At 33.1% G+C, this 12,401-nt stretch carries 9 protein-coding genes and 2 pseudogenes; 4 read left to right on the forward strand and 7 right to left on the reverse strand.

Annotated elements, in window-relative coordinates; all coding sequences use genetic code 11:
- Nucleotides 1-236 precede the first annotated feature (236 nt).
- Together urtD and urtC are read right to left on the reverse strand one after the other, a co-directional pair.
- On the reverse strand, nt 237-971 hold the full coding sequence (gene urtD / locus ACP6PM_RS20565; protein ID WP_426587890.1) for an urea ABC transporter ATP-binding protein UrtD: 735 nt from the start codon (nt 969-971) through the stop codon (nt 237-239).
- Between the two features lie 29 nt (nt 972-1,000).
- Nucleotides 1,001-2,146, reverse strand: coding sequence for an urea ABC transporter permease subunit UrtC (gene urtC, locus ACP6PM_RS20570; protein ID WP_426587892.1), 1,146 nt, complete (start codon nt 2,144-2,146; stop codon nt 1,001-1,003).
- 877 nt (nt 2,147-3,023) lie between these two features.
- Here urtC and ACP6PM_RS20575 point away from each other — a divergent pair.
- Nucleotides 3,024-3,152 carry a hypothetical protein gene (locus ACP6PM_RS20575; protein ID WP_426588004.1) on the forward strand — a complete coding sequence of 43 codons (129 nt, stop codon included), beginning with the start codon at nt 3,024-3,026 and terminating at the stop codon, nt 3,150-3,152.
- 319 nt (nt 3,153-3,471) lie between these two features.
- A pseudogene (locus ACP6PM_RS20580) lies at nt 3,472-3,603 on the forward strand (DUF6887 family protein); the annotation flags it as partial.
- Between the two features lie 323 nt (nt 3,604-3,926).
- On the opposite strand, the gene ACP6PM_RS20585 reads toward ACP6PM_RS20580, so the two are convergent.
- The 3 genes from ACP6PM_RS20585 to urtA all read right to left on the reverse strand — a co-directional run bounded on the left by ACP6PM_RS20585 (nt 3,927) and on the right by urtA (nt 7,699).
- Nucleotides 3,927-5,087, reverse strand: coding sequence for an ABC transporter permease subunit (locus ACP6PM_RS20585; protein ID WP_426587894.1), 1,161 nt, complete (start codon nt 5,085-5,087; stop codon nt 3,927-3,929).
- A 605-nt stretch (nt 5,088-5,692) separates the two neighbouring features.
- Nucleotides 5,693-5,878 (reverse strand): hypothetical protein, encoded by a 186-nt coding sequence (locus ACP6PM_RS20590; RefSeq protein WP_426587896.1) that lies wholly within the window; start codon nt 5,876-5,878, stop codon nt 5,693-5,695.
- A gap of 546 nt (nt 5,879-6,424) precedes the next feature.
- Nucleotides 6,425-7,699: an urea ABC transporter substrate-binding protein gene (urtA, locus tag ACP6PM_RS20595; protein WP_426587898.1), complete on the reverse strand. Its 1,275-nt coding sequence runs from the start codon at nt 7,697-7,699 to the stop codon at nt 6,425-6,427.
- A gap of 512 nt (nt 7,700-8,211) precedes the next feature.
- Here urtA and ACP6PM_RS20600 point away from each other — a divergent pair.
- A complete protein-coding gene (locus ACP6PM_RS20600) occupies nt 8,212-8,406 on the forward strand; it encodes an SGNH/GDSL hydrolase family protein (RefSeq protein WP_426587900.1) in 195 nt (64 codons plus the stop codon).
- Between the two features lie 488 nt (nt 8,407-8,894).
- Complete coding sequence (locus ACP6PM_RS20605; protein ID WP_426587902.1) at nt 8,895-9,647, forward strand: SGNH/GDSL hydrolase family protein; 753 nt, start codon at nt 8,895-8,897, stop codon at nt 9,645-9,647.
- A gap of 559 nt (nt 9,648-10,206) precedes the next feature.
- On the opposite strand, the pseudogene ACP6PM_RS20610 reads toward ACP6PM_RS20605, so the two are convergent.
- A pseudogene (locus ACP6PM_RS20610) lies at nt 10,207-10,440 on the reverse strand (cobaltochelatase subunit CobN); the annotation flags it as partial.
- A gap of 99 nt (nt 10,441-10,539) precedes the next feature.
- Nucleotides 10,540-12,401: cobaltochelatase subunit CobN (cobN, locus tag ACP6PM_RS20615; protein ID WP_426587904.1), on the reverse strand; the 1,862-nt coding region annotated here is incomplete at its 5' end.

The following is a 12,401-nucleotide window of genomic DNA, read 5'->3' on the forward strand; positions in this document are numbered from 1 at the left end:
TTGGGTAAGTATTCATACTCTATAAATATCTCTATTTAACTTTCTCCTGAGTCAAATTTTCCGGAAAATTTTAAGCATAAATACTTGCTTAACTGTTGACTACTATGACTTTCTCCTAAATTCTGACTCCTGAATTCTGACTCCTGACTCCTAATTGAATATTACATTTTATCGTGCGGAATGTAGGTTCAAACCTTATTCCTTCTTCCTTCTTCCTTACTTCTACCAGAAGTTTCTCAACCTAAATAAACCTCTATAACTCTGGGATCATGCTGTACCTCATTCATATTTCCCTCACAAAGTACAGAACCTTGATGTAAAACAGTTACTTTTTTGGCTATTTGACGCACAAATTCCATATCATGTTCAATCACAATAATTGAATGACTAGCAGCCAAATTTAACAAAATAGAACCAATATTTTTTGTTTCTTCATCAGTCAAACCAGCTACAGGTTCATCTATTAACAATAACTCAGGAGATTGAGCAACTAACATCCCTATTTCTAAACGTTGTTTTTCACCATGAGATAAAAAAGCAGCCTTAATATCTGCTTTTCCAACTAAACCTATGGTTTCTAATAAACCAGCCACACTTCTAATCTCTGCTACAGGAACTTTACGAAATAAAGTAGCAATTACTCCTTTCTGGCGATTAATAACTAAATCTAAATTTTCTCTAACAGTTAAATTCAGATATACCCTTGGTGTTTGAAACTTACGCCCAATACCCATACAAGCTATCTTATCTTCAGGAATTTTAATTAAATTCTTACCTCTAAATAAAACTTTTCCTGTTGTTGGTTGAACTTTGCCAGTAATCACATCTAAAAAAGTAGTCTTTCCAGCTCCATTCGGACCTATAATAACTCGTAATTCACCAATATCCATCGTAAAATTGAGGTTATTCAGAGCCTTAAAATCATCAAAACTAACAGTTAAATTTTGAATTTCTAAAATTTTATCTACCACTTATTTTTCACCTCATATAAACCTAATTTTTATTTTTCTAGTTTTTCCAGTTTTTCTTTTTCTAGCTGAACTTCTGGATTTTCATCTATATTAGGATAGGTCATAAGTGGGTGAGAGTAACCAAGGAGCGATCGCAACTTCAACCAACCATATTCTTGCCACCAACCAACAATTCCATTAGGTAATATTGTCACAACTAATAAAAATAATGCTCCTTGAAAAAATAACCATATTTGGGGAAATTGTTCGCTTAAAAAAGTTCGTCCGAAATTAACTAATAACGTACCAATAATTGCACCGACTAAAGTTCCTCTACCCCCTACCCCTACCCAAATAACCATTTCAATTGAAAAAGCTACTTCCATATAACTAGGGGTAACAATGCCACTTTGAACTGTATATAACGCTCCAGAAATTCCAGCGATCGCCCCGGAAATAGCAAATACTAAAACTTTAAATTCGGTGGGATTATATCCAGAAAATCTGACCCTAGTTTCATCATCTCTAATAGCAATTAATAGACGACCAAATCTGCCACAGGTTAACCAACGACAAATTAAATAAATAACAATAACGCTAAAAATTGTTACTTCATAAAATATTAATTGTGATGGTTCTGAACCTGCTAAAATACCGAAAAAATTTTCCGTATCTGTTTTCAAACCATTTGTACCATTAATTAATTTTTGCTGACCGTTGAAGAAGTTAAAAAATACCAGTAAAGCTGCTTGAGTAAGAATAGAAAAGTAAACTCCTTTAATTCGATTTTTAAACACTAGATATCCGAGAATCGCTGCGGTCATAGCTGGAACAAATATAATTGCTAAAATTGTGATAGGAAAAGAGTGAAAAGGTTGCCAAAATAGAGGAAGTTTTTCTACACCATAAAGAGTAAAAAATTCTGGTAATTCTCCTTCTGGCAATTGTAATTTCAGGTGCATTGCTAAACCATAACCTCCTAGTGCAAAAAATATGCCATGACCCAAGCTTAATAAACCAGTATAACCCCAGATTAAATCTATACCTAAAGCCACAATTGCTAGGGAGAGAAAACGCCCTAATAATTTTAATCTAAACCCGGGTAAAGTTAATGGCATTACGATGGAAAATATTAAAGTTATTACTGCTATTATGCCGATTTTAGTTAATAATTTCTGATGTTTATTTTTAATCATAAAATTAAGGAATGGAAAATAGGGAGTAGTAGACTGACACAGCTAATTTAGTACAAAATTTCTAGTAGACTGTTTCATCTTATACCAATTTGAAAAAAGAATGTTACCAATAGTTTAGTCAACTAAAATAGTTGAAGTCAGATGCATATTTGTTCAAATAGATTGTTTGAGGGCAAAAAATGATAATAATAACTACTTCTACTGACTACTGACTACTGACTATTGACTACTAGAAACAGTATTAATATTTGTAGCAAACATTTATAAAATTGGTATTATACCAAATTCGATGATAGTAAGGAGATATTTATAAACACATAGGGAGTAGGAGGGAATTTTTGATGAATAAGAGTCGGATAATTGATTTTAGGAAGTACGGAGTAGGGGATAAAATTGATAAATAAGAGTCGGATAATTGATTTTATTTTTGATTATTGGAGATGTCTAATACTATTTCCCAAAAAGAATACTATATTTAATTAGGTGGGGAAGTGTGGGGACTGTGGGAGGTGTGGGGAGAGGTAAAAGTAGGAAGAATATATATTAACTGAACTTAAATTGTCACGGAGAGACTGGAAATCTTGGTAAATATTTAACTTTTGAAATATAGCTCAAGCACAGCATTACTTTTAGTAATTGGTATAATAGTCAGTAGCATTATTTTAGCTGAAACAGTTTACTATTTTGGCAGGCGATCACTCTTTTTGTCTTATACGCAGAAACCGGGTTTATCGACGAAATTTCGTGATTTAAAAAATAATCAAGCAAATAAACCGGGTTTATTATTTGGGTGCATAACTCCTGATAATTAATATTATTTGTTCAACGTTTGGAGGAACAAATTATTCCTACACAAGCACAACTCTTACAATGTTAGATCCTATCTTGTTGGGGAACAAAATTTTATTTACCAATTAACTTAATAATATTAGATGATAATAGTAAGAATACATTGATGTTAATTGGGAAAAATAGACCTCTTGCAAAAGTTGGTAGTCCTGCATAGTAATGGTGAATATGTATATTTTTTTTAATTTATTCCCACACTCCCCACACTTTCTCTACCATTACTATGCACCACCACCCAAAAGTTTTAATTAAATCAATTTAAGATATGAAATAAACTATTTTGTCCCCCTATTTCCTATTCCCTGTTCCCTGTTTCTTGACTTCTGCAAGAAGTCTAATATTGAGATTGAAATTCAACCTAAGGTCGAATGGAACCAATGAATAAAAAACATGATTTTAAAACTATGACTTATTAAGAGTTAAAAAGTTATGTTTTATCTCATCGAGATGATGATGAAGCTTTTTATGCTTATGTTGATAAAGTAAATGAAAGGAAAGATAGAGTAGTTTATCCACTTTTAAAATCATTAGAAGATTTGGATAAATATCCCGAAGTTATTGAAAAAATGCGTCAGTCTTCCCAGAAGAATTTTCCGAAAAATAATTGATTTATTGGTTTTAATTTTTCTCTTGGAATTATGGAGCGATCGCCCTGTTTCTTGTTTCTTTTATTATTCATCTCCTCTGGCTGGGTGCTTCAGAGAATGAATTTAATTATTGCTCTATACGCAATAGTAGGAAATTTTTATTATTCATCTCCTCTGGCTGGATGCTTCAGGAAATGAATCAGCTATTGCTCTATACGCAATAGTATTGGTCAGCTTTTTTTTCTGAATCAATCATTTTTTCTTAGCAGTTTGGCATTGGTATTTAGAGACTACTGTTAATTTTTAACTTTTAACTTTTAACTGTTAACTGTTAACTTTTGACTTTATAATTCCACTCCTCGACCTTTTTGCGGAAATAAACCTGCTGGTTTAAGTTGTAAAAAAACAATAATTAAAACAAATATCATTACTTTTGCCATAGAAGTAGTTGCAAAGAAATTGAATAAGTCAGTCAAAGGTTTGAGACTTTCCGTATTTCCCAAAATTAAAGCGATAGTTCCTGAACCAATCAAATAATTAGTAATGCCAATCCCCATTGCAGCAATAACAGTACCAAATAAATTCCCTACTCCACCAACTACAACCACCATAAAAGCATCTACTATATAACTTTGTCCTGTATTCGGACCGACTGAACCTAATAACGTAATTGCACAACCAGCAATTCCAGCCAATCCCGAACCCAAAGAAAATGTAATAGTATCAACCCGATCTGTTGGGATACCTAAACAAGCACTCATACTTCTATTTTGAGTAACAGCTTTAATTCTTAAACCCCAATTTGATTTATTCAAAAATAAGTAAATTCCTAGCAAACTTATAGCAGTTAAGATAATTATAAAAATCCGAGAATATGGTAATTGAAACTCACCAAGAGGTAATCCACCTTGTAACCAAACAGGGGCAGTAACATCAACATTTCTAGAACTAAACCAAGGTTTTGTTAAGGCAGGATTTGTCAATAAAAATCCCAAATTAGTAGCGATTGCTAAAGACAAGAAACAAATAATTACTATTGCTAAATTTTTGATTTTTTCCCAATCATAACGACGTTTTTTGAGGAAGTAAATACTGCCAAAATAGAAGATACAAAAAATTATGATGCCGATAGTTAATACCCCATTTACACTCCGAACAAATTGACGCAAAATCAGACTAACTCCCCAAGTTGCTAGTAGAGTTTCTAAAGGTCTGCCATAAAGAAAACGTATTACCCCTTTTTCTAAAATCAAACCAGCGATCGCTACGACTATAAAGGCAATAGGAATGGCGAAAAAAATATAAATATTAGAAATAGGTTTACCCATGCCATTACAAATATTTTGAACTACGAAAGTAGTATAAGCACCTAACATCATTAATTCACCATGAGCTAAGTTAATTACTCCCATTAATCCAAAAATAATGGCTAATCCTAGAGCGACAATTAATAAGACTGAACCAATACTTATACCGTTAAATATGGCGATTAATAATTCTTGCATTTTAATTAAGAGATTGTTTGTAAAGGAAATATAAAAAGGAGATAGGGAACAGGGAACAGGGAACAGGGAACAGGGAACAGGGAATAGGGAATAGGGAATAGGGAATAAGGAGGAAGAAATCAAGACAAATATTTGTCGCTTAAAAATCTAGGAATATATGTACTGAATACTTCTCTACCTACCAAATTTCAATCTCTTGAAGTATTACCGCTTTTAGATTTTAGTCACTCGCATGTTCTCTTAATACTTATTTTACAAACAGTCTCTAAGGTAAGGAAGAGGGAAGAAGGAAGAAGGAAGAGGGAAGAAAGGAAAAAAGGTTCAGGAAAATAATAATAGAGATAGGTCAGTTTTCGGATGAGATACAGCTACTTCTAGTACTTCTAATCAGAAATTTCCAGCTTTTCTTTTTTTCCATTCTTTTTGATAATTATTCCAGAATCAGGAAGAGAGAAGAAGGGAAATAATGATAAGAGATAGGTCAGTTATCGGATGAGACACAGCTACCTCTAAACATAAATTTCCAGCTTTCCTTTTTTCCATTCTTTTTGATAATTACTCCAGAATTAGGAAGAGAAAAGAAAGGAAATAATGATAGAGATAGGTCAGTTATCTGATAAAACTGAGCCACCTCTAGGCATAAATTTCCAACTTTTCTTTTTTCCATTCTTTTTGATAATTACTCCAGAATTAGGAAGAGAAAAGAAAGGAAATAATGATAGAGATAGGTCAGTTATCTGATAAAACTGAGCCACCTCTAGGCATAAATTTCCAACTTTTCTTTTTTCCATTCTTTTTGATAATTACTCCAGAATTAGGAATAAGGAAGAGGGAAGATACAAGAAAAAATTTAATAGTCAGAAGTTAGAATTAAAAAAATTTTTGGAGTCGATTAAGTAGAACATTTTACGAATTTTACCGAACGCTTAACTAAGAGTAAGGAACAAGGAAAATATATTAATATTCAACTTCACTTCACCATCTGGAAAAAGTGGTGTAATTAGTGAAGGATTTAAATCCATCAATAATTACACCACACAAAATCAGATATTTTATAGAAACATTAAACCTACATATTTATCCGTCACTCGTGCAAAATTCTACTCTAATTTCTGACGTAAGCATTTCTTGCGGAATGCTGCGCAAACAGCTATTAGCTATCAGCTAGCCTCCTGGGTCGTAACTACGTTAACAGCAACAAGACTCTCTCATATAGGACAGTGTTTAAATTAAAAACTAACTTTAAAGACAAGGGAGCCAACTTTTGTAGTAAGACAATTAATAAAGCTTTTATCCTAAATTAAAAGTAATAGCTGATAACTGATAACTGATAACTGTTAACTGACTTTATATTTACCACCTTTATTAGGGTCACTCCAGTCACAAGCAAACCCCTTAGTTGCTGGAACAAATTGATTCCAAGGTATAGGTTTAATCGCTCCTTCAGTAGACCAAACTATATTAAACAAACCATCATCACGAACTTGACCTATTCTCACAGTCTTAGAAATATGATGATTAGCATTCATAGTAACTAAACCTTCTGGAGCATCAAAAGTTTGTCCGATCGCCGCCATTCTTACTGCTTCTAAATCATCAGCAGAACCAGCTTTTTCCACTGCTTGTTTCCAAAGATAAACCATAATATAAGCAGCTTCCATCGGGTCATTTGTTACTCGGTCTGCACCATATTTTGCCTTAAAATTTGCCACCCATTTTTTATTAGCTTCTGTCTCAACAGTTTGGAAATAATTCCAAGCAGCATAATGACCTACAAGAAACTCCTTACCAATTTGTCTAACTTCTTCCTCAGCAATACTCACCGACATAACCGGATATTTTTCCGGAGTAATACCAGCACCCTTCAACTGTTTAAAAAAGGCAACATTACTATCACCATTAAGACTATTAAAAATAACTCCACCATTAGGTAAAGCCTGTTTAATCTTCGTAATAATCGGAGTAACTTCTGTATTTCCTAAAGGTAAATAATCTTCACCAACAGTAGTACCACCTTTAGCCTTTAACTGCTCCTTAATAATCGTATTTGCAGTACGAGGAAAAACATAATCAGAACCAACTAAGAAAAATTCCTTTCCCTTATTTTCTAACAACCAATCTACAGCAGGTTCAATTTGTTGATTAGGAGCAGCACCCGTATAAAAAATATTTTTCGAGCATTCTTGACCCTCATATTGCACCGGATACCAAAGCATATGATTCTTAGATTCAAAAACAGGCAAAACAGACTTCCTAGAAGCAGAAGTCCAACAACCAAAAACAGTAACTACCTGGTCTTGCTCAATAAGTTTATTTGCCTTTTCCGCAAAAGTAGGCCAGTCAGAAGCACCATCCTCTACAACCGCCTCTATTTGCTTACCTAATACACCACCAGCAGCATTTATTTCCTCAATAGCTAACTTTTCTGCTTCAACTACTGTAGTTTCACTAATTGCCATTGTGCCACTGAGGGAATGGAGAATACCCACTTTAATTGCGTTAGTCTCAGATGTAGTGTTATTAGCACCACCACAAGCTTTGAGAAAAATACTCGTACCTAGAGCAGCAGAACCATAAATTAAAAATTTCCGACGTTCTAATCTTTTACCCATGAAAAAAGCACTCTACTATAATTAATGTCAAACTTAACTTTACTACATTAAACATCTAGAGAAAAAGATATAGAGTTTTTTGTCAGAGTAGGCAACAGGTAATAAGGAAGATATTTTTAGGAAAAAGGTAGAAAAAATGTTAGTGACTTTTACTTATAATTCTATGCAATAGACATCTCCATAAAAGAGGGAACAGGGAATAGGGAATAGAGGTAAGAGTTGATAATTTATGGATAGTAATTAATTTTATTTTTTATTTTTTGACAAGCCTAATAGTTTAAATAAAATTATTTATTTTATCGAATAGATGCAAACGATGGAGACGTGGCGTTCTCTTCAGTCAAACTGGCGATCGCTCACTTGCCAGACGATATATTCTTTTACCCCATTCCGATTTCTAGGGGGGGGATAGAAATTGTCTTTTTTTCTCTAGGTAAGATTGTTGTCATTTTTGTCTCCTAGTAATTATTGCTAGTATTTGGTCGCCGGATGTAGCTATAGGAATTAAGGAAGTGAATGATTTTATTTATTCATTGGAAAAAGAAAATGCGATAATTTTTGATACGACAGAGATTTTAGCAAATGGGCAAGGAAAAGTTCGGCGAGAATATAGGATAAATTTGCTTCATATTAATAAGGCGGGATATGAGGCTTTGAATGAAAAATTAACGCCTCTTTTAAAAGAGTTATATATTTTGTTAAATTAGACAAAAAAACAAATATTTGTTATTCAAAAAGCAGCTTCAAGAATTGATAATTGATAATGCATAATTGATAATTACCTCTCCCTAAAAGGAAGAGGATTGAGACAAGGGAAGAAAATTTTTACTTTTTATTCTTAAAATAAGAGGCTTTCAACCTTAAATTAAGTAATTATTAATTGTCAATTTTCAACTATTAATTGGTAAAGTGATTACTATATTTCTATCGTTACTAACTACTAATTTTTCGTAAAAATGCTTTGTAGGAATATTTCATAAAGCAGGTTTAGCAATTATAAAAGTTAACTGAAATTAGTTGAGATTTTTTTGAGTGTAAGATAGTTGCTAAAATTATGGAAAAATGAGACTATCCCTATTTTCTCTGAGAGGAATTAAAAGAGTTTGTTTTTCTCTAGATCAAATCAGTCTTATTGTTTGATATGACTACTTTTTGGTAGTATTAATTTGACTTTAGGTTTGAGGAATTTTCGATTATGAATAAAAACAAAATAATAATTATCTTTTTATCAATAATTACATTAGTTTCACTATGGCTTAACTTTCTATTTTTTAACAGAAGCAGAAATTTTTATTTAAAATTAAATTCCCTGCAATTAAACCCACTTGCCATAAATTATTATCCCCTCGCTCCTAATCCTGAAGAAACTGGAAATTCCCAACAAAAGAATATAATTTTTTTTGGAGATTCTCGCGCTCGTGCTTGGAATTTACCTGAAGGTTTTGATGATTTTAATTTTATCGATAGAGGTATTTCTGGTCAAACTACAGGGCAAGTTTTAGGAAGATTAAATCGACATATTAAACCTTTGTATCCAGATATTGTCATAGTTCAAGTTGGTGTCAATGATTTATACAGAATACCTCTATTTCCTGAAAATAAAGAGACAATTATTTCTGAGTGTAAATCAAATATAAAAGAAATTGTGAGTCAGTCTCGTCAGCTTGGTGCTGTTGTGATTCTGACAACTATTTTTCCCCTTGCAGAAGTACCTCTTGAGAGAAAAATTTTTTGGTCGCCGGATATAGTAATTTCAGCAATTAAGGAAGTAAATGATTTTATTTATTCATTGGAAAACAAAGAAGTAATAATTTTTGATACAGGAGACATTTTAGTAAATCAACAAGGAAAAGTTAGGGAAGAATATAGTAGAGATTTTCTTCATCTTAATCGAGCAGGATATAAAACATTGAATGAAAAATTAATGCCTATTTTACAAGGGTTATAAAAATAATTTTTCATTTTATTGAATTTTGGGACGAAGTGGTAAAAAAGTTTCTCGGAGAGAAAGGAGCTAGAGCTAGTTATCCTGTAGTTTTTCTGATATCTTTAGGGATAGCTTATCTGTTATTTATCTCTATCGCCTTCACTTTTGGTTGATTATAACTCATTATCTATTTGTGAACCAGTTACATTACAAGGGAGATACAACCCTATTAAAACCCAAAATATTTTTCTGAAAGTTAACAAAAAAAATAAGACTGATCATAGTGAATAAGAAGAGGAAATACCAACAATAATTCTTTATCCACTAACAGGAACTTGGAATGTTACTTACAAATTTAAACAGGGAGGAAAACACATAGTTAGACTAAAAAAAAAAGATGTTGAGGATAAATAAATTACTCTCAAAAAGAAGACTATTAAGGTTATAAAAAATTGTTCCTAGTAGACCCAACTGTCATTGCGAGGAGATGAGAAAATATAATTCCCCGAAGTTACTAGAGATTGCTTCCCTTCGCTCGCAATGACGAGGTGGAAATGTAATTTTGCAATGACTATTTATATTAAGTATTAGTCTCAATTATCCCTTCTGCTTCTAGAGCGATCGCCTGCAATTTATCTAACATTTGTTGACTAGCAGACTGCCAGAAACCTCGTTGATTTGCTTCTAATAATCTTTCTGCCATATCTCGTAATGCCCAAGGATTTTTTGCTTGAATAAATGACTGTACATTTTCATCAAAAATATAAGCTTCTGCTACTCTTTGATACATAAAATCTGCTACACATTTAGCAGTTATAATTAAATACACATAATCAGTAGGTCGGGCAAATATATGTGTTTGTGAGATGAGTTGATAATTTTGAATATTTGCCCACCTTATTAGGTTTTTTTATTAAGTATTAGCCTCAATTATCCCTTCTGCTTCTAGAGCGATTGCCTGCAATTTATCTAACATTTGTTGACTAGCAGACTGCCAGAAACCTCGTTGATTTGCTTCTAATAATCTTTCTGCCATATCTCGTAATGCCCAAGGATTTTTTGCCTGAATAAATGATTGTACATTCTCATCAAAAATATAAGCTTCTGCTACTCCTTGATACATAAAATCTTCTACACATTTTGCCGTAGCATCATAGGCAAATAAATAATCTATTGTTGCTGCCATTTCAAAAGCTCCTTTATAACCATGACGCATTACTCCAGTTATCCATTTAGGATTAACAACTCGCGAACGATAAACCCTAGCAATTTGTTCTTTCAATTGTCTAACTTTAGGATTTTCTGGCATGGAATTATCGCCAAAATAAGTATGAGGATTTTTGCCAGTTAAAGCACGAACTGCTACAGTCATTCCACCTTGAAATTGATAATAATCATCGGAGTCTAATAAGTCATGTTCTCTATTGTCTTGATTATGCAAAACTATTTGCATTTGTTGGAGACGTTTGGAAAATGCTTCGGGAGAATTTATTGCCCTTGCTTCCTGACTATAACTATTATTAATTCCTGTATAAGCATAACTACTCCAATTAATATAAGCTCTGGCTAAATCTCGATCATCTTGCCAATTTTGAGATTCGATTAAACCTTGTAAACCTGCACCATAAGCTCCTGGTTTGGAACCGAATATTCTATATTGAGAACGTGCTTTTGCCTGAACTTCAGTCAACCCTAATTCTTGCCAATATTTGACTTCTTTTTTAACTTGAGCCGCTAAAGGATTTTCTGTTTCCGGTTCATCTAAATTAGCCACAGCAATAACAGCTTGGTCGAATAGATCGATAATATTAGGAAAAGCATCTCTAAAAAAACCAGAAATTCTTAAAGTTACATCTACACGAGGTCTTCCTAATATTGAAATTGGCAAAATTTCAAAGTCGATAACTCTTCGGGAGGGTCTATCCCAGACAGGTTTTACTCCTAATAAAGCAAGTGCTTCAGCAATATCATCTCCACCAGTTCGCATCGTAGAAGTTCCCCATATTGATAACCCTAAAGTTTGAGGATATTCGCCATTTTCTTGAGTGTATCTTTCGATTAAATTTTCTGCTGCTAATTGCCCTATTTTCCAAGCGGTTTCTGTGGGAATGGCGCGAATATCTACCGAGTAAAAATTCCGACCTGTGGGTAAAACATCTGGTCTACCTCTTGTCGGAGCGCCAGATGAACCACTGGGAATATATTTGCCATCTAATCCTATTAATAAATTGGTAATTTCTCGATCGGTTTTTTGCAGAGAAGGTAGAAGATTTTGGCGAATCCATTCTAATTCTTTATTTGTCTGTGGGAAGGGAGAGTTAATCAAATTTTGGTTAATTAAATTTTCGACTAAATTAGCTGCTTTTTCTTCAAGCAACTCAACAGCATCACCCAGGGTACGACAAAATTTTCCATCTATAATTAAACTCCCATTAATAATTGTAGAAAAATCGTCGGTGAGAGGATCAAAATCTAAGTTTAAGTCTTTAGCTAAAGCGCGAGTTAAACCTAAACGAGTAGTACTAGGATGACGAGCGATCGCTACGATTAAATCTCGTAGTTGTTGACCTTGAGGAGATTGACCGAATATATGTAAACCATCGCGAATTTGTGCTTCTTTTAATTCGCAAAGATAACCATCTACATTGGTGATTAATTTGGCAAATCTAGCATTTTCATCATTTTGAAATTTCTGCCTATTTTGCTCTGGGAGTGAGAGAAAGTCTGAGGATTTTTCGGAATTGGAAAATTCGGAAGTTACCTCTTCTGTTTCTG

The organism is Dapis brunnea BLCC-M229, from assembly GCF_050015995.1.
Taxonomy (GTDB): domain Bacteria; phylum Cyanobacteriota; class Cyanobacteriia; order Cyanobacteriales; family Microcoleaceae; genus Trichodesmium.